Consider the following 18166-nt stretch of genomic DNA (forward strand, 5'->3'; position numbering starts at 1 on the left):
TTGGGCTGGCTTCGGCTGGCCCCTTTTTTATGAGCCGCAGATTGCCTCAAGGGCAGTCATTTTGAACGTATAATCGAAAAATCACCCTTGGCGCTTATTCCTTGGATTGATAGGCTTTGAAAAAAACCTAACTGGATATCATGCGGCATACTGTTCCCATAGCGTCACAATTCTACGTCACCGCCCCGCAGCCTTGTCCCTATCTCGAGGACCGGTTCGAGCGAAAGCTATTCACCTCTTTGCAAGGGATGGATGCGGGAGTTTTGAATAATAGTTTGTCAAAACAAGGGTTCAGGCGGTCGCAAAATGTTCTGTATCGTCCAGCCTGCGCCTCTTGCTCGGCCTGCCTTTCGGCACGGATCGATGTTGCCAAGTTTGCGCCCAGCAGGTCGCAAAAGCGGGTTTTGAGGCGCAACGCCCCGCTTCGCCGCTTGCGCATCGCCCCTTGGGCCACCGAACAGCAATATGATCTGTTTCGCAGCTACCTTGATGCGCGCCACGCGCAGGGCGGCATGGCCGAAATGGATATTTTCGAATTCGCCTCAATGATCGAAGAAACCCCTGTGACCAGCCGCGTTATGGAATATACGCGGTCGGTCGGGGAGCTAACAGCGGTTTGTCTGACAGATATTTTCGATGATGGTCTGTCATTGGTCTATAGTTTCTTTGACACGTCGCGGCCGCAAGACTCGATTGGCACCTATATGATCCTTGATCACATCGAGATGGCGCGTGAAACTGGCTTGCCCTATGTCTATCTCGGCTATTGGGTGCCTGGCAGTCCAAAAATGGATTACAAGGCACGTTTCAAAGGCGTGGAAATTTTTCGAGATGGCCAGTGGCGGCAGCTTGATTCTGAGGATGATTTCAGCCGCGATAAAAATCTGTGTGAGTTTAAATCGATCTCTCAGCAGGTCGCTCAAATCGCTATGCCTGAGGTGAGACATAGCCACGAGACCTGAAACTGTCTCGTAATATAAGCGTATTATGTAAAAAAAGGCGCCCTACGGGGCGCCCTTTTTGGTGAGAATTATCGAAGCTACCCCGCCAAAAGGTTGGGGATGATTGTTACGACCCATGGGAACCAGAACAAGAGCAACAGCCCTAAAACTTGGATCAACACGAAAGGGATAACACCGCGGTAGATATGCCCGGTCGTCACCTCTTTGGGCGCGACACCGCGCAGGTAAAACAGAGCGAAGCCAAAAGGCGGCGTCAAGAATGAGGTCTGCAAGTTTACCGCAATCATAATCGTCACCCATTTTGGATCCATTGTTCCGCCATAAATCACAGGGCCAACTATGGGGATCACGATATATATGATCTCGAGAAAATCGAGGACAAAGCCCAGCACAAAGAGAACCAGCATCACGATCAAGAAGACTGTGAATTCACTGTCAAAGCTCTTGAGGAAGTCTTGGATATAGTGTTCGCCTCCAAAACTAATCACCACCAGGTTGAGCAACTGCGACCCAATCAAAATGGTGAATACCATAGAGGTTACCTTTGCCGTCTCGCGCACCACCGGGCTTAGGACGCCCGAGCGGAACAACGTCCAACAGGCATAGAGCAGCCCGAAGAGCGCATAGAGATAGGCCGCCTGAGCGACAAAGAAGGCAACCCAGCTTTCCAAGGACACCGCATCTTGCCGCACGCGCAGATCAAAGTTCATCCCGGCCAATAGCATGATCACCAATGCGAAGGCCGAACCGATGATGATCTTGGGTGATTTATTTTCATCTTTTAACTTGCGGAAGGCCGCCAGCATGATCGCTCCGCCCGCACCAAGCGCCGCAGCGGGCGTTGGGTTGGTGATGCCCCCAAGTATCGATCCCAGCACGGCGACGATGAGAATGAGCGGCGGGAAGACCACTCGGATCAACTCATTTTCTGCCAAACGCGCCACCGCAGTGCGCAGCCCGTAGAATATGAGCGCCATAGGCAGCACCATAAGGATCAAGGTGACGCCTGCTGATGTGCGTGGAGTGACGAAAACGATATCCATAACCAGGCCCAAAGCCACCCCAGCAAAGCCGATGGCCAGCGGTTTGAAGTCCTGCCGTGGCGCCACACCCCGTGCCGTGGTGAGAACCAGCGTCATCAGGATCAATCCAATTGCAATCCCGAGCCCGATGGGCGCAGCATCTGCGACGCGCTGCGAAATATTATCTTCAATCTCCTGGTCAGTGAGGGCACGGCTTTCCACCGCACCGCCCGCGTCTGCGATCGCTTGCTGTTCTGAAATCGCCAAATCCCAGGCCTCTTGCCCGTGCAGCTCAATCATCGCCGCCTGGCAGTCGGGCCCGACATTGGTTCGAAGCGAAGCGCCTTCTGAGAGTTCAGACCGTGATGAGACTGAAATGTCCTGCGAGCCAATCATATTGGCCTGCCCCAGAAGGATGGCCCCCCCGATTAAGGCGATGGGGGCGGCTAAGAACCATTGTAACGCGTGATTCCGGCCGATGGACTCCCCAGATCCGCCATCCATTTGCACCGCGGGCGCCTTGGACGGGTTGATCAGCGCATAGACAAAAGCATAACCGGCATAGAGACCGGCCAGCAAAATGCCAGGCAAAAGGGCCGCTTGGAACAATGTGCCGACCGAGACCACCGCCGGCTCACCCAGATAGGTCAAGGCATCGGTACAACCCAAAGATTGCGCCCGCACCTCTTGGGCCCGCGAGTAAAGATCACCGGCAAGCGTGCCCAACAACACAATCACAATAGAGGGCGGAATGATCTGCCCCAAGGTACCAGAGGCCGCGATCACGCCGGTGGAGAGCTCGGGTGAATAGCCGTTGCGTAGCATGGTTGGCAAGCTGAGCAGCCCCATGGTGACAACCGTCGCGCCAACAATGCCGGTTGAGGCAGCCAGAAAAGCGCCCACGACGACCACAGAGACGGCGAGACCACCGGGTAGGGGGCCAAAGACCCGCGCCATGGTAGTCAAAAGATCATTGGCAATTTTGGACCGTTCCAGAGTGATGCCCATCAAAACAAACATCAAAACCGCCAAAAGTGTCTCGATAGATTGTCCCGCCAAGACCCGCTCGTTGATCCGGTTGACAATGAAAGACACATTCCGATCCAGCGCCACTTCCCAGCCATTGGCGAAGACAGGTACCTCAATGCGTGGCAAATCGGGGTATCGGAAGACGCTTACCGTATCCGCTTTAATACCTTTGCCCATCAGCGCGCCAAACTCAGCAGAGGATTTGTCAATTGCTTGGTGGATCAACAGCCCACCGCTGTCCAAAGCAGCAATGATGCCAAAAGAGATGACAGCGGCGCCACCAATGGCAAAGGCCACCGGAAAGCCTGAGAGAATCCCGCCAAATAGGCAGAGAAAGACGATCAATAGGCCAATTTCGACGCCATCTAATCCAAAAATCATAGCTCTAGCCCCTAATGAATGTCTGCGGCCAATTCGGCCTCTGCGTCGCCAAGTTGATCTCGATCGAGGTATTTGCCGTCAGAGGCTTCGCCCTCATTCATTTCCAAATATGACCGGTAGAAAAATGCAATCGCTTGCAGAATGATCATGGCACAGAAAAGCACCAGCAAAATTTTAAACAGAAAATATGCGTTGAACCCATTGGGGGAAAACCCAATTGTTTCCACATTCCACTTAAACGCGCGTGATTTTCCGTCAACCAACCGTTGCAGCGTGTCACTGGCCGATACTTTTGGCGTGACCAGGTGCCGCCAGAGAAAATACCAAGAGTACATCCAAGTGAGCACCGCAGCTGGCACCATGAAAAACAGGCTGCCCAGCATATCAATGATCCGTTTGGCGCGATAGCTGACGACCGAATAAATTAAATCCACCCGCACATGCCCGCCTTGAACAAAGGTATAGGCGGCGCAAAGGCACACGATCATCGCGTTGTAAAATTTAAGCTCTTCTGCGTACCAGCTGATGTCCTTGCTTAAACCAACGCCAAATCCGAAGGTGATTTGTGCCTCCAAGAAAATCCGTTGAATGAAGACAATCACAATTTGCTGCAACACCATCAATAGGCCGGCCCAAGCTGCAAAGCGGCCGACGGTATTAGCAAATCCTTCCAGGATCCGGACAGCACCCCAAAGGATGGCGTTGCGCCACAGGCCCAGAGCCGTGAGGGTGAGAAATAGGGCTAGAACTGCGAAAAACAGTTCTTGAGAGGCCCCATAATATATGAACCGCATGACCGCTTTGCCTTCGGTCCAATCCAGCCATAGGGCGGGATGTGTGATCGCATAGCCAATATTGTAGAAAGCCATTACGAGGCTTTGAAAAAACCAGATGAACCAGTCCAACACCTATCCCCCCAAATCTTTGCATTCTGAGCCCGAATGCCGGGCATGAAAAAGGGCCCTGAACTCCCAGGGCCCTCTCTAAAGATTTAGCCGTTGGCCAAAACGCGGTTGCGCTGAGACACAAATTCACCGTCAGATTTCAAGATCCAATCGGAGGATTTCGCCAAAGATGCGTCGAAAGAGTTGCGGATACGCGCGAAGAGTTCGTCGCCCATATTTTCGTCCAGAACTTCTTTTGAAGCTGCGCCGAATGCATCCCAAACATCATCAGAGAATTGCAGCGTTTGCACGCCCTGAGCCTGCAAACGAGCCAAGGCAGCGCCGTTGTTGGCCAAAGTCTGCGACAGTTGATAATGCGTTGTAGCTTTTGTTGCATTGTCGATGATGGCTTTGTGCTGATCTGACAAATCGTTCCAGACATCCAAGTTCATGCCGCAGGCAAGCCCGGAACCTGGCTCGTGGAAGCCGGCTGTATAGTAAATTTTCGCGACTTCTTGGAAGCCTGCACGTTCATCAGCAAATGGCCCAACCCACTCAAGACCATCCAAAGCGCCAGAGGAAAGCGCTTGATAAAGCTCGCCGCCTGGGATGTTTTGTACCGAAACGCCCAGTTTCCCCAGAACCTGACCACCAAGGCCCGGCATACGGAACCGCAAGCCGGCCAAGTCTTGTGCTGAATTGATTTCTTTGCGGAACCACCCACCGGACTGTGAGCCGGAGTTACCCGCCAAGAAAGACTTCAAGCCAAAAATGCTGCCCAATTCGTCGTGCAGGTCTTGACCGCCATCGTGGTAGTACCAATTGGTCAGCTCTTGCGCCGTAGCGCCAAATGGAACGGCTGTGTAGAAGGCGTATCCGGGGTGTTGGCCCAAGAAATAGTAATCGGCTGAGTGATACATATCGGCCTGACCGGAGGTCACAGCATCGAACACTTCGAATGCGCCAACCAATTCACCAGGTGCTTTTTTCTCAATGACCAATTCGCCGCCGGACATGGCGTTCACCGCTTCATTGAAATAGGTCGCAGCATCGTCAAGAACCGCAAAGCCGCGGGGCCAGGATGTAACCATTGTGAGCGTGCGTGCATGACCGCCCGCGATTGCCGGAGCTGCCAGTGAGGACACTGCAGCCGCGCCGCCGCCAAGAGCAGAGGCCTTTAGAAAAGAACGACGATCCATATATTTTCCTCCCATAGAAATATCGGGCGGCGTACAACACGCCTCCGACTGATCGTTAATAGAACATCAAAGATAGCAGCAAAAAATCAACAAACAACATGTTATTCCTTTACCGGTTATTTTCGGGGAGTTTTCAGAGTGAAAGGCCGTGTCGAAAACCATATCGCGGTCAGGGCTGTCACAAAGTCGCCCAGCACAAGGCAATGGCCTATGGGAATGAACTACGGGAGCTGGGCGGGCAACCAAATGTGCATGGGTGGAAGCGGCGGTCGCTGATGGGCCAGCTGTCACAGCTAAGGGCTGCGACGGCGGGCGTGCATGGTGTCACGACGCATGACTTTGGCGCATGGCCCCGGTTCTAAGCTATTGCAAATATGTCATATGTTTTGCGTTTTGACCTAGACCAATCCCTAGGGGATTGATCTAGGGTTTAGGAGTTACCGAATAAATGCGATGCGGTAGGCTTTGGTTTGTGTATCAGCAATCGCCCGTTCCGCATTGGGAGCATCACCGAAGGACCAGTTTAAGGTTAACGAAATATCAGTGTCTGATGCGCCGCTCTTACGGTGTTGACCTATGACCACGGCCAAGGAGTTGTGGTCTGTGACATCGTAGGATCCGCCAAAGCCAAAAGCCAGGAGTGTTGCGCTATTGTCATGGCCTCGTTGGCCAAATCCAGCTAGAAAGTGCTCGTTTTCAGATTGATAGTCGCCGGATAGGGCGTACTTCCAACTATGATCGTCGTCGGTTTCGCGGGAGGTGGCGAATTATAAACCATTTGTTTGTGTTTCATAGCTCGCGACGATATCGAAGGACGTATCGGTTTTCGTTGGCGTGCGACTTTGGTAGCGAACTATTTCGCTGAACACCCTCGGCAAGGCTTCAAAGGTGGAGTAAATTCTGGTATTCGCCTCTTCATCATCCCATGTACGGTAAAAAGCGCCAAGCCGGCCAAGTGATGTTTGATATTCTGACCGAAACCCGTAGCCGCGGTTGTCAGAGGTATCGCCCTTCTTGGAGGATACCATGCCTTCGATGAACAATCTGTTAGTCAAATGCGATCCAAAAGAGATGTTCGCTTCCTGCGTGCTTGGGTTGTTCGCAGAGTTGCGGTGAATGTAGCGCAGCCCATATTGGTTCCCGCCAGCTTCAAATCCAAGGTTCAGATTTGCACGCCGTGCGATGTTGCTGTTCGATTCCTGATTTTGATAATTCAACCGGCTTTCATAATAGGTCAATTCCGGTGCTGATGCGCTGATCTGAATTAAGGATATTACCGCCAGTGTTATGCATGTCTGTTTCATTTTTATCTCCTGCTTTTGCGCGCAGACCAAAGCCCTCAGCCCATGGTGATGACCCGGAGCCAGCTCTACCGCGTCTTGCGCCAATGCCTCTGTGGGCTTCATAACCTTGCAGTGATGAAAGAATTGCTAATAGTAGACGAAAAAATTCATCCCAATCGGAGCGTTTGCTTTTGAATTTTGCAACCGGATGAATTTCAATTCTTTCTGAAATGTGGATCTTTACGAAATAAAAAACCCCAAACCAGTCTTTTTTTGTCAGAAAATTTACAAAACCCGGTTGACGCTCTCAGTGGCGGGCCATAAGTTAGCGTCAGAATAGGAAACCAAGGCATGATCGACATGAATAAAATCGTCGTCCTGCGGCAAGAGGGCCGCTGCTGATACCGGACCCATGGTATTCGCCTCGCCCATGCCCCCTGAAAACGGGGGTTTTTTTATGCCAAGAATGAAAGTGAATTAAGATGACCCAAACAATGTCCGGCGCAAAAATGGTGGTACAGGCCTTGATTGATCAAGGGGTTGATACGGTGTTTGGATACCCCGGCGGCGCTGTTCTGCCGATTTATGATGAAATTTTTCTACAAAATAGCATCAAGCATTTTCTGGTGCGTCATGAACAAGGTGCGGTGCATGCTGCTGAAGCCTATGCGCGCTCGACCGGCAAGCCTGGAGTGGTTCTTGTCACCTCAGGTCCGGGCGCAACCAATGCGGTCACAGGTCTGACGGATGCTTTGATGGACAGCATTCCGTTGGTTGTGCTGACAGGGCAGGTACCGACCTTCATGATCGGCTCCGATGCGTTTCAAGAGGCAGATACGGTTGGCATTACGCGCCCATGCACGAAACACAATTGGTTGGTCAAAGACACGAACGCTTTGGCAAACACTCTTCACACTGCTTTCCATGTCGCTTGTTCCGGTCGGCCGGGACCGGTTTTGGTGGACATCCCCAAAGATGTGCAATTTGCCAATGGCACCTATGAAGGGCCGGCAAAAATGAAATCGCATTATCAACCTCAGCTCAAGGGTGATCTCGATGCGATCACGGCCTTGGTTGCGGCGATGGAAACTGCGCAGAAACCAATTTTCTACACTGGTGGCGGGGTTATCAACTCGGGTCCGGTTGCTAGCCAATTGCTGCGCGAACTGGTTGAGGCCACTAATTTCCCGATCACTTCGACCCTTATGGGGCTTGGCTGTTATCCCGGTAACGGCGACAACTGGCTGGGCATGTTGGGCATGCACGGTCTGTATGAAGCGAATATGGCGATGCATGATTGCGATCTGATGATTAATATTGGCGCACGATTTGATGACCGGATCACCGGTCGCCTCGATTCTTTTAGCCCGGGGTCAACCAAAGCGCATATCGATATTGACGCCTCCTCAATCAACAAAGTGATCCGTGTCGATATTCCGATCCTAGGAGACGTGGCGCATGTGTTGGAAGATATGCTTAAAGTGTGGAAGGCCCGTGGGCGTGAGACAAATTCCAAAGCGCTGAAAACTTGGTGGGCGGAAATTGATGGGTGGCGTAAAATTCGCTGCCTTGATTATGCCGCAGACAGCAAAGTCATCAAGCCGCAATATGCGCTTGAGCGTCTCGAAGCGCTGACGAAAGATCATGATCGTTACATCACGACAGAAGTTGGCCAGCATCAGATGTGGGCGGCACAATATATGACCTTTAACGATCCCAATCGCTGGATGACCTCTGGCGGGCTTGGCACGATGGGGTATGGGGTTCCGGCCTCCATTGGGGCGCAGGTGGCCCATCCGAGCAGCCTGGTGATCAACGTGGCTGGCGAGGCCAGCTGGTTGATGAATATGCAAGAAATGGGCACGGCTATGCAATATGGCTTGCCTGTGAAACAGTTCATTTTGAACAATGAACGCCTTGGCATGGTGCGCCAATGGCAAGAGTTGCTGCATGGCGAGCGTTATTCGCAAAGCTGGTCCGAATCCTTGCCTGATTTCGTGAAACTGGCGGAGGCTTTTGGTGCCAAAGGCATTCTGTGTTCAGACCCGGCGGATCTCGATGAGGCCATTATGGAAATGCTGGCCTTTGATGGTCCGGTGATCTTTGATTGTTTGGTGGAAAAACATGAAAACTGTTTCCCGATGATCCCATCAGGCAAAGCGCATAACGAAATGCTTTTGGGCGACGCTGCCATCAAAGGCGCTATCGACGCCTCCGGTTCGGTATTAGTTTGAGGATAGATCACATGAACGCATTGAACATTACTAAAGGTATGTCTTCGAAATCTGCCTATAACCTGCGCTCTGGTCATGCCGATCTGAATGAGCGTCACACCTTGGCGGTAATTGTGGCAAATGAGCCGGGCGTTTTGGCGCGTGTCATTGGCCTGTTTTCGGGACGCGGTTATAATATTGAGAGCCTGACTGTGGCAGAAGTGGATCACGAGGGGCACACCAGCCGGATCACCATTGTCACCAGCGGCACGCCGCAAATCATCGAGCAGATCAAGGCGCAGCTGGGCCGGATCATTCCGGTTTACGATGTGCATGACCTCACAGTTGAAGGCCCCTCGGTGGAGCGGGAATTGTCTTTGTTCAAAGTCAGTGGCAAGGGCGAAAAACGGGTTGAGGCGCTGCGCCTTGCCGATGTTTTCCGCGCCAATGTGGTGGACAGTACTTTAGATAGCTTCACGTTTGAAGTTGTTGGTAGCCCAGAAAAAATCGATGCTTTCGCAGATCTTATGCGTCCACTTGGATTGTCAGAGATGGCCCGCACGGGTGTGGCAGCACTCTCGCGCGGTTAACTTTGCGCGTTGTAAATCTGGGTCGGTGAGGTCAAAAATCGACATCCAAGCGTCGCAGAGGCGGGGTTTTGGTCGCGCCGAGAAAAGTTTTCCGCGCAATTCGGGCGTATCTCCAAAGAAAACGGAGATAGCTATGGCCAAAGATTATATACAAACCGATATTGCTTCGGTTCAGCAATCGGTGGAGCGGGCCAACGGTTTGGCCAATGTCCATTATATTGATCCAGCTGTCTTTGCCGAAGAAAGCGAGGCCGTGCTCAAGGCCACTTGGGCTGGTCTTGCGGTCGGTGCGGATGTGCCAAATCCAGGTGATGCCAAACCGATCCAATTTCTTGGCATGCCCCTGCTGCTAATGCGAGATAAGTACGGTGATTTACGGGTGTTTGAGAATATCTGTCGCCATCGTGGTATGCAATTGGTGCATGAAGCGAAAACAATTGAAGGGGCAATTCGCTGCCCCTATCATTCTTGGTGCTATTCAACCAAGGGTGAGCTGGTCTCCACTCCGCATGTGGGTGGCGCGGGCCACAACACCCATCCAAGCATTGTTAAAGAAGATCTCGGCCTCAATGAGGTGCGCAGCCATGTTTGGCGCGATGTGGTTTTCATCAACATATCTGGCGCGGCGCCAGAGTTTACCGAGGTGCATTCCAACCTTATCGCGCGTTGGTCCGAATTCGACAGCCCCCTATACCACGGTGGGGCAGACAGCTGCTTTGAGCTGGAGCTTGCGGCCAATTACAAACTTGCGGTGGAAAACTATTGCGAAAGCTATCATTTGCCCTGGGTACATCCGGGGCTCAACAGCTATTCGCGGCTGGAAGATCACTACAACATCGTCGAATACGGCAAATTCTCTGGTCAGGGTACGCTGGTTTACCGGCAATTTAAGGCGGAGGATGGCGCTCCTGCCTTTCCAGATTTTCCGGGTCTATCTGAGAAATGGAACGAAGGTGCGGAATATATTACCGTCTACCCCAATGTCCTTTTGGGCGTGCAGCGTGATCACGCCTTTGCCATCGTGCTTGAACCGAAAGCGCATGATAAAATGGTTGAGCATATCCATCTATACTATGCCTCCGACGACACTGAGGCGAAAAATCGCGCGATGAATACGCAGCAATGGAAAGAAGTCTTTGAGGAAGACATTTTCGTTGTCGAAGGCATGCAATCAGGGCGGCACGCGCCAACCTTCGACGGGGGGCGTTTTAGCCCTGTCATGGATGAGGCGACCCATTGTTATCACGATTGGGTGGCGGGCAAAATTGCAGCCCATCGTGGCTAAAAGGGATGGCGCGCTCGATGCTTTGATTCTCAAAGCCCATGCCCGAGATGATCGCATCGCGCTTGTGACCCTTTATACGCAGGCGGCAGATCTGGCTCGCGACGTGGATCGCGAATGCTTCTTTCTGACCTATGCGCATATATACGCCCTAGAGCTTGGCCACCCAAGCCGAGAGAGCCTGCATGCCCGGCTTTCGGCCTTAGGGCGGGAATGAGCTGACCGTCATACGGGCGGCACAATATTTGATTGCGCCGTTGAAAAAAAGAGGCTGCCCGCCCGGTGTCGCCACCGGGCGGGGACTATCTGCCATAATGTTCTGTTGGGCAGAGGTCTTAGATCTGATCGGACAATTGACGCGCCGCTCGGTTAACAACCGCCGTTGCCAAAATAAGATCCACCAAGCCCTGTTTTCGAGAGGTGATCAGCATCAAGATCACCGATACGATTTGTAAGCTGATGGCATAGGCGATCATTGTACCGACTGTATGCAAAAGTGCATAAAGCCCATCGAAGGGGCGACCGTGTCATTGGAGAAATTCGATGCCGGTCATCCGCATACCCATCGTGGAAGAGTATACAGCCAGGCCAAGGAACCGATAGAAAAATCCCACAATGAGCCAGAGACCCGAAAAAAGAAAAACCCAATCCCCAAGGTAAGCAGTCTGATAAGGAAAGTGATGGCCACGGTGTCAATAAACCAAGCGATCAGACGCTGAGGTTCACATCGTAATAATAGGCTGCGTGTTCAATAGGATCAGGTAAATCGGTCATAATCAATTTTTCGCAATGCCGCTCCGCCCCAGAGGGGCGGAGCGGTGTCGTCGGTTAAGCCTCAGACTGGGCTGCTTTATCATGTGTCTTGCGGCTCCGGTCTTTCATGAATTCGTCAAATTCTGTTTGATCCTTAGCCGCCCGAAGACGGTCCATGAAGGATTCAAATTCGAGTTGCTCTTCCTCAAGCCGGCGCAGGGTGCTGGCATTATAGGGGTCAAATGCAGTATTGCCGCTCGCTGCATCGCGTCGGTAAAAAGATTTTGTACGTGAACAAGACTTAGAATTTGAAAACATGCGATTGCTCCAGATCATATAAAACAGAAGGGCGAGACCCAGCGGCCAAAAAAGGACGAACCCAAGGACCATCGCGGCGAGCCAGGCGCCTTTGCCTCTGCGATCCATCCAGTTTTCACAAGCCGTTACCCATCAGTCTTTTGCAGAGTGGTGCGAGGCTTCTTGGGCGAGGGGTAGTCGTTGTGGTCTCCTTTGTTGATGTAAATAATGTTTACATTTGCAAGGTGGGAGGGGGCTTCTGGTTTTGCAAAAGGGTATGTAAATCTTTTTTACATTTGCCGACTGAAGGCAGAAATCAGCCCCTGACACAGATATGCCATCTGCAGGGGCGCGCAGCCAAATACATGAATAGGCGTGCCAGCGGCCGCGTATATCTTTTGATAATTGAGCAGCGTCTCATCGAAAAATGTACTTATCTCGGTTAGATGCCCCACAGGGCTCACCCCGCCAATGGCAAAACCAGTTACGGCGCGTATGCTGGCAGCATCTGTTTTGCCCAATGGCTCATCGGCCAATAGCGCCGCTTGTTCGAGATCGACCTGCCGCGCGCCAGCTGTCACAAACAGATAAAGATGTCCGCTTAAGTCACCTTCGAAGAGAATAGATTTTGCAATCTGATCGACTGCACAGCCCAAGCTTAATGCGGCGGCTTTGGCTGTGGTGGCCTGACCTGTTTCGATAACCTCAAGGGACGGATCGGCGGCAAAGAGTGCAGATTTTACCCGTTTTAGGCTTTTACTCATGGCGACCCCATTGACCTTGTCTCACTTGCTCCGCAGTTTGGCGTTATGTTACTCATCGAGTCAATCCAACGCAGTCCCATTGCAGTCGAAACCGCCCGAGGCCAAGCGCTTGCGGCCGATTGGGGTGCACGTGGCGCTTTGGCGGAAATTCTGACGGGTATTGGCGGTTGCAGCCCCTATCTTTGCGAGCTGCTGCGCAAAGAGCAAGACTGGCTCGCGGAGGCTGTCACTTTGGCGGCGCCGCTGCAAGACGTGCTGCCTAAAGACAGCGACAATGATATCGCCGCAGGGCTGCGACGCGCCAAGCGGCGGGTTGCAGGTTTCTTGGCTATGGCGGAAGTCTCTGGCGCCTACTCATTGACGCAATCGACGCAAGCCCTGACAGATTTCGCTGACCAAGCGGTGAGTTTGGCCTTTCAGGCTGCATTGGCTCCCTATCAAGCCTCGGGCAAGCTGCCTGAAGAGTCTGGCTTATTCGTCATAGCCATGGGCAAAATGGGGGCGGGAGAGCTGAATTATTCTTCAGATATTGATCTCGTGGTGATGTTTGATGATCGTGATATGGATCATTTTGAAGCAGCGCAACGCCGGCAAATCTTAGTTAGGGCCACCCGGGCGGCAACCAAATTGCTCAATGACATTACGGAGCATGGCTATGTGTTTCGTACGGATCTGCGCTTGCGGCCTGATCCCTCCGTGACGCCGATTTGCGTTGCGATGAGCTCTGCACTGGACTATTATGAAAGTCTGGGCCGCACATGGGAGCGGGCGGCGTTTATCAAAGCGCGGGTTTGTGCAGGGAATCGCAAGGCTGGTGCGGAGTTCCTAGATCAGATGGTCCCCTTTGTATGGCGCCGTTATCTTGATTTTGCCGCGATCGAAGAAGCCCATGCGCTACGGTTGAAAATCCGTACGAAAACCGGCGCGCGAGGAGCGATCCACGTGCCCGGTCATGATGTGAAATTGGGCCGTGGCGGTATTCGCGAGATCGAATTTTTCACCCAAACGCGGCAGCTCATTTCAGGGGGACGGGATGCGGGGTTGAGATCGTGCCAAACTCTCGTGGCATTGGACCAACTGGCAGCAAAAGACTGGATCACCGAGGCCACCAAGAACCAATTGCAGCGCAGCTATCGAATTTTGCGGCACACGGAACACGCCATTCAAATGGTCCGCGATGCGCAAACCCAAAGCGTTCCTACATCGGATGAGGGAATTGGACCTGTTGCGGGATTGTTGGGACTGTCCGTACCTGAATTTCTGACTCAGACTGGAGCGCATTTGAATGCAGTTCATGCCATCACGGAGTCATTCTTCGCGTCCGCGCCAACCCATGCACCAGAGGTCGCGTTAGATGACCACCACGAGATTACCCAGTATTGGCCAAGCTATGCGGCCATGCGTTCAGAGCGGGCGACTGTGTTGTTTGATACATTGCGCCCTGACATCTTGTCACGATTGCAAAAGGCACCAGACCCAAAAGAAGCTCTCATTCATTTTGATAATTTTTTGCGAGGATTGCCGGCAGGTATTCAAGTATTTTCACTCTTTGCGGCCAATCCAAAACTGGTTGAGCTCTTGACGGATATTGTGGTGAGTGCCCCGGCTTTGGCGCAATATTTGGCGCGCAATTCCGGGGTGCTGGATGCCGTGCTGAGCGGAGAGTTTTTTGCGCCCTGGCCTGGTCCGGAGGTTCTGGCAGAGCAGCTGGCCAAGCGACTTGCGGCGGCGTCAGATTATGAAACCGCTCTGGATTTGGCCCGCATTTGGACCAAAGAGTGGCATTTCCGTATCGGCGTGCATTTGCTGGAGGGCCTAACCCTGCCCCATGAAGCCGCAAGCCATTATGCGCAGCTGGCAGAGGCGGTTTTGACTGCGGTCTTTGATCTCGTTCACCAAAACTTTGCCCTTAAATATGGGCATATTCCTGAGTCTGATTGCGCCATATTGGCCATGGGCTCGCTGGGCGCGGGACAATTGAATTCTCAGTCAGATCTCGACATGATTTTGATTTTTGACGCGGATGTGAACCTGCCAGTCCAATGGCGCCAAACCCCTGTCGTGCCGCCAATATTTTTCGCGTTTGACCCAAGCTCTCATCACCGCCTTGACGGCTCCGACGGCCCATGGGCGGCTTTACGAAGTGGATATGCGCCTGCGCCCTTCGGGCAGAGCCGGGCCGGTGGCGACCTCCCTTGCTGGGTTCGAGAGCTACCAGCGCTCGGAGGCTTGGACTTGGGAGCATTTGGCGCTCACCCGCGGGCGTGTCATCACAGGCGCCGCTGCATTTCGCGAAACCGTTGAGCGATTGCGTCAACAGATTTTGGAAGAAAAGGCTGACTGGCCCAATATATTAAAAGGGCTGCGCGACATGCGGGCCCGGCTGGCAGATGGAAAGCCGCAATTGGGGCTTTGGGATCTCAAGCGCGGGTCTGGGGGCTTGCAAGACATTGAGTTGGTGGCACAGGGCATGGCGCTGATGCAAAACTGCCCAGACGGGGCTACCGCTGCCCAACTGCACAGCGCACAACATGGGCAAACCCCTGTGATCGCCGATTTCGCCTGTTTGGCGCGATCACACGATTGGCTGTCGGATTTACGCCTTCTGCATCATCTTATGTGTGGCACCGATGTTCAATCCGAGGCCAGTGCCGAAGGTGGCCTTGCCCGCGTGCGCCGGATCATGCAGATGGGACCAGAGGTCGATTTCAAACAGGTGATCGCAGAACACCGTCAGCGATGCGCGCAGGTGATCGACCAAGTATTGGGACAAAGTGAAGGGCAGGGCAGTGAAGGTTGAAGATGTGGATCCCAAAGGCTTGATCCGGGAAAGTTACCGGATTGAGGGAATAACTCCGCCGGAGTGTAAGACCATCTTCTTTGATTGGGCTGTTCAAGTACCACAGGCGGCAGATCCAGCGGCCCATATTGCTTTTTGTATCGCCCATTACGGCGCGGAGCAGCCCGATCACCCGATGACAGCGGTCTTGCAGGCCGCATTGGCCCCGGCGCCTGAAAAAGTCAGGCGCGGGGGACGGGCGGGTCGTGTCACGCCAGAAGGTCAGCGGCGCGACGGGCGATCTGTGTAATTTGATCCCAATCTCCCGCGTCAATCAACGCCTTTGGTGCAATCCAGCTGCCACCGACACAACGCGTATTGGGCAGAGCGAGATAGGTTTTCGCATTTTCGGGTGTCACGCCGCCCGTGGGGCAAAAGGTAATTTGCGGCAAGGGTCCGGCCATGGATCCAAGGGCCGGCGCGCCGCCAGCGGCTTCTGCCGGAAAGAATTTTTGAAAAACGAAACCTTGCTCCAAGAGCCGCATCGCCTCCGTTGCAGTGGCCGCACCGGGCAGAAGTGGTAAATCATAGTCCTGCGCAGCTTGAATTAAAGTTTCTGTTGCGCCGGGCGAGACGCCAAAGGTTGCTCCGGCAGACTTTGCATCGCGGATGTGCGCGGCGGTGAGCAGCGTTCCAACCCCAGCCATGGCGCCTTCAACCTCAGCGACGGCAGCAATCGCCTCCATCGCGGCTGCGGTGCGCAGGGTGATTTCCAAAGCAGGTAACCCCCCCGCCACGAGGGCGCGGGCCAGGGGCTGCGCATCCTCCACCCGGTCGATGGTTAAAACCGGAATGACAGGGGCGGCATTGCAAACTTTTGCGATCATATCTGAATGTGTCATGTCTTTTTCCTAAATTACTACGCCGGCACCTTGTGACGCGGCCCCTGCTGTACGCCGAAACATTGAGAACAACTCGCGTCCCATGCCAATCTCATTATCCGATAGGTCAGGCTTGGTGGGGGTGCGTGCCTGCCAATTCTCAGCCAATGTCTCTAATGTCCCGGCCACTGCGTCCAAGCGCAGCATGTCGCCATCTTCGATCTGCGCAATTGGCCCACCATCGGCAGCCTCAGGCGAAAGGTGGATGGCCGCAGGCACCTTGCCCGACGCTCCGGACATCCGGCCGTCTGTGACCAAGGCGACCTTATGCCCGCGGTCCTGTAGGATTGCGAGGAACGGGGTGAGGTTGTGCAGTTCTGGCATTCCGTTGGCTGAGGGGCCTTGGTAGCGAACAACGACAATCACATCGCGGTTCAAGGCGCCAGATTGGAACGCTTTTTTCACGGCGGCCTGACTATCGAAGACCGCTGCAGGTGCCTCGATGAGGCGCTTATCTTCGGCCACAGCCGAAATCTTAACGACGGCGGTACCGAGATTTCCAGTAAGGTTTTGCAAACCACCGCTGGCTTGGAACGGATCGTTGATCGGGCGCAGGATCTTGTCATTGAGACTTTGCTTTGGCGCCGCTGTATAACCCACGGCGCCTTCTTTCAGAACCGCTTGACGAGCAAAATTATGAAGGCCTGGGCCCATGATGGTCATCGCATCTTCATGCAGCAGGCCAGCGCTCAGCAGTTGATCGATTAAATAGGGCAGGCCACCGGCCGCATGGAAGTGATTTACATCCGCAAGCCCATTGGGGTAGACCTTGGCCAAAAGCGGTACGATCTGCGAAATATCGGCAAAATCCTGTGGTTCTAAGATTACGCCAGTAGCGCGGGCCATGGCTGGGATATGCAGCACAAGATTGGTCGAGCCCCCAGTTGCCATCAGGCCAACGATACCGTTGATCCAGGCCTTTTCGTCCAGAATTTTCCCGGTCGGAATGAAGTTGTCGCCAAGCGCGGTATTGGACAAGACTTGCGCTGTACCCTGCTCGGTGAGGGCGCAGCGCAGCTCACTTGTGGGCGGAACGAAGCTGGCGCCGGGAAGATGCAGCCCCATGAATTCCATCAGCATCTGATTGGAATTGGCCGTGCCATAGAAGGTACAGGTGCCGGGTCCGTGATAGCTGGCCATTTCTGCTGCCATCAGCTCGTTTCGGTCGCAAAGTCCGTCCGCAAAGCGTTTGCGCACTTCGGTTTTCTCGTCGTTGCTAATGCCCGATGGCATGGGGCCGGCTGGCAAAAAGATGGAAGGCAGATGCCCAAAGGTGGCAGCTGCGATAACCAGGCCAGGAACGATTTTATCACAAACGCCCAAGAAAATAGCCGCGTCAAACGTATTATGCGACAGGCCGATGGCGGCGGCCAGTGCGATTGTATCGCGTGAAAACAGGCTGAGCTCCATCCCGGGTTGCCCCTGTGTGACCCCATCACACATGGCTGGTACCCCAGCGGCCACCTGTGCTGTTGCGCCAAGCGCGCGGGCGGCCGTCTTGATTTGTTCTGGATAGGTCTCAAACGGTTGGTGTGCGGACAGCATGTCGTTATAGGCGGTGATGATCCCAATATTTGGCGCGCGCTCTTGCAGTAGCGTTGATTTATCATCACCCATAGCGGCGTAGGCATGAGCCTGGTTGCCGCAGCTGAGATGGGCGCGGCGGGGACCGTTTTGTGCGGCACGCGCTATTTTTGCCAAATAGGCGGCACGGCTGTCTTTTGAGCGCTCAACAATCTTTTGCGTTACGTCTGCCAGTTTTGGATGCAGGGGCATAGGTATCTCCA

At 53.6% G+C, this 18166-nt stretch carries 18 protein-coding genes; 8 read left to right on the forward strand and 10 right to left on the reverse strand.

The genetic code is table 11. The annotated features are described in order from the left end of the window. The first annotated feature begins 140 nt into the window (after nucleotides 1–140). Entirely contained in the window at nucleotides 141–962 is an 822-nt protein-coding gene (locus ABLW18_RS00180) for an arginyltransferase (protein WP_347822890.1), read from the forward strand. Between the two features lie 77 nt (nucleotides 963–1039). On the opposite strand, the gene ABLW18_RS00185 is transcribed toward ABLW18_RS00180, so the two are convergent. From ABLW18_RS00185 to ABLW18_RS00205, 5 genes are all read right to left on the reverse strand, one after another. Beyond that, nucleotides 1040–3394: a TRAP transporter large permease subunit gene (locus ABLW18_RS00185; protein WP_347822891.1), complete on the reverse strand. Its 2355-nt coding sequence runs from the start codon at nucleotides 3392–3394 to the stop codon at nucleotides 1040–1042. 11 nt (nucleotides 3395–3405) lie between these two features. After that, nucleotides 3406–4263 (reverse strand): TRAP transporter small permease subunit, encoded by an 858-nt coding sequence (locus tag ABLW18_RS00190; RefSeq protein WP_347823232.1) that lies wholly within the window; start codon nucleotides 4261–4263, stop codon nucleotides 3406–3408. A gap of 122 nt (nucleotides 4264–4385) precedes the next feature. Further along, on the reverse strand, nucleotides 4386–5477 hold the full coding sequence (locus tag ABLW18_RS00195; RefSeq protein WP_347822892.1) for a TRAP transporter substrate-binding protein: 1092 nt from the start codon (nucleotides 5475–5477) through the stop codon (nucleotides 4386–4388). Between the two features lie 767 nt (nucleotides 5478–6244). Beyond that, a complete protein-coding gene (locus tag ABLW18_RS00200; protein WP_347822893.1) occupies nucleotides 6245–6781 on the reverse strand; it encodes a hypothetical protein in 537 nt (178 codons plus the stop codon). 264 nt (nucleotides 6782–7045) lie between these two features. After that, complete coding sequence (locus tag ABLW18_RS00205; RefSeq protein ID WP_347822894.1) at nucleotides 7046–7174, reverse strand: hypothetical protein; 129 nt, start codon at nucleotides 7172–7174, stop codon at nucleotides 7046–7048. A 68-nt stretch (nucleotides 7175–7242) separates the two neighbouring features. Here ABLW18_RS00205 and ABLW18_RS00210 point away from each other — a divergent pair, with 68 nt between their 5' ends. The 4 genes from ABLW18_RS00210 (at nucleotide 7243) to ABLW18_RS00225 (ending at nucleotide 11062) form a co-directional block, all read left to right on the forward strand. Continuing rightward, complete coding sequence (locus ABLW18_RS00210; RefSeq protein WP_347822895.1) at nucleotides 7243–8994, forward strand: acetolactate synthase 3 large subunit; 1752 nt, start codon at nucleotides 7243–7245, stop codon at nucleotides 8992–8994. A gap of 11 nt (nucleotides 8995–9005) precedes the next feature. Beyond that, on the forward strand, nucleotides 9006–9563 hold the full coding sequence (ilvN, locus tag ABLW18_RS00215) for an acetolactate synthase small subunit (RefSeq protein ID WP_347822896.1): 558 nt from the start codon (nucleotides 9006–9008) through the stop codon (nucleotides 9561–9563). 133 nt (nucleotides 9564–9696) lie between these two features. After that, nucleotides 9697–10848: an aromatic ring-hydroxylating dioxygenase subunit alpha gene (locus tag ABLW18_RS00220; protein ID WP_347822897.1), complete on the forward strand. Its 1152-nt coding sequence runs from the start codon at nucleotides 9697–9699 to the stop codon at nucleotides 10846–10848. Then, nucleotides 10841–11062 (forward strand): hypothetical protein, encoded by a 222-nt coding sequence (locus ABLW18_RS00225; RefSeq protein WP_347822898.1) that lies wholly within the window; start codon nucleotides 10841–10843, stop codon nucleotides 11060–11062. The genes ABLW18_RS00220 and ABLW18_RS00225 overlap by 8 nt, the downstream gene beginning before the upstream one ends. 118 nt (nucleotides 11063–11180) lie before the next feature. Here the strand turns inward: ABLW18_RS00225 and ABLW18_RS00230 are convergent, their stop codons facing one another. The 3 genes from ABLW18_RS00230 to ABLW18_RS00240 form a co-directional block, all read right to left on the reverse strand. After that, on the reverse strand, nucleotides 11181–11321 hold the full coding sequence (locus tag ABLW18_RS00230) for a hypothetical protein (protein ID WP_347822899.1): 141 nt from the start codon (nucleotides 11319–11321) through the stop codon (nucleotides 11181–11183). Between the two features lie 352 nt (nucleotides 11322–11673). After that, nucleotides 11674–12024 (reverse strand): DUF2852 domain-containing protein, encoded by a 351-nt coding sequence (locus tag ABLW18_RS00235; protein ID WP_347822900.1) that lies wholly within the window; start codon nucleotides 12022–12024, stop codon nucleotides 11674–11676. Between the two features lie 161 nt (nucleotides 12025–12185). After that, the gene (locus tag ABLW18_RS00240) at nucleotides 12186–12659 is read right to left on the reverse strand and encodes a YbaK/EbsC family protein (RefSeq protein ID WP_347822901.1); all 474 of its coding nucleotides are present in this window, start codon (nucleotides 12657–12659) and stop codon (nucleotides 12186–12188) included. A 45-nt stretch (nucleotides 12660–12704) separates the two neighbouring features. Between ABLW18_RS00240 and ABLW18_RS00245 the strand changes: the two genes are divergently transcribed. The 3 genes from ABLW18_RS00245 to ABLW18_RS00255 are packed head-to-tail and all read left to right on the forward strand — an operon-like array spanning nucleotide 12705 to nucleotide 15748. After that, nucleotides 12705–14963, forward strand: coding sequence for a glutamine-synthetase adenylyltransferase (locus ABLW18_RS00245; RefSeq protein ID WP_347822902.1), 2259 nt, complete (start codon nucleotides 12705–12707; stop codon nucleotides 14961–14963). Then, the gene (locus ABLW18_RS00250; RefSeq protein WP_347822903.1) at nucleotides 14905–15459 is read left to right on the forward strand and encodes a hypothetical protein; all 555 of its coding nucleotides are present in this window, start codon (nucleotides 14905–14907) and stop codon (nucleotides 15457–15459) included. The genes ABLW18_RS00245 and ABLW18_RS00250 overlap by 59 nt, the downstream gene beginning before the upstream one ends. Then, complete coding sequence (locus ABLW18_RS00255) at nucleotides 15449–15748, forward strand: hypothetical protein (protein WP_347822904.1); 300 nt, start codon at nucleotides 15449–15451, stop codon at nucleotides 15746–15748. Before ABLW18_RS00250 ends, ABLW18_RS00255 begins: the two co-directional genes overlap by 11 nt. Here the strand turns inward: ABLW18_RS00255 and eda are convergent. Beyond that, the gene (gene eda, locus ABLW18_RS00260; protein ID WP_347822905.1) at nucleotides 15708–16340 is read right to left on the reverse strand and encodes a bifunctional 4-hydroxy-2-oxoglutarate aldolase/2-dehydro-3-deoxy-phosphogluconate aldolase; all 633 of its coding nucleotides are present in this window, start codon (nucleotides 16338–16340) and stop codon (nucleotides 15708–15710) included. The two genes, ABLW18_RS00255 and eda, sit on opposite strands and share 41 nt — an antisense overlap. Before the next feature lie 9 nt (nucleotides 16341–16349). Beyond that, nucleotides 16350–18155 carry a phosphogluconate dehydratase gene (gene edd / locus ABLW18_RS00265; protein WP_347822906.1) on the reverse strand — a complete coding sequence of 602 codons (1806 nt, stop codon included), beginning with the start codon at nucleotides 18153–18155 and terminating at the stop codon, nucleotides 16350–16352. Nucleotides 18156–18166 lie beyond the last annotated feature (11 nt).

Source organism: uncultured Planktomarina sp., assembly GCA_943788425.1.
Lineage (GTDB): Bacteria > Pseudomonadota > Alphaproteobacteria > Rhodobacterales > Rhodobacteraceae > Planktomarina.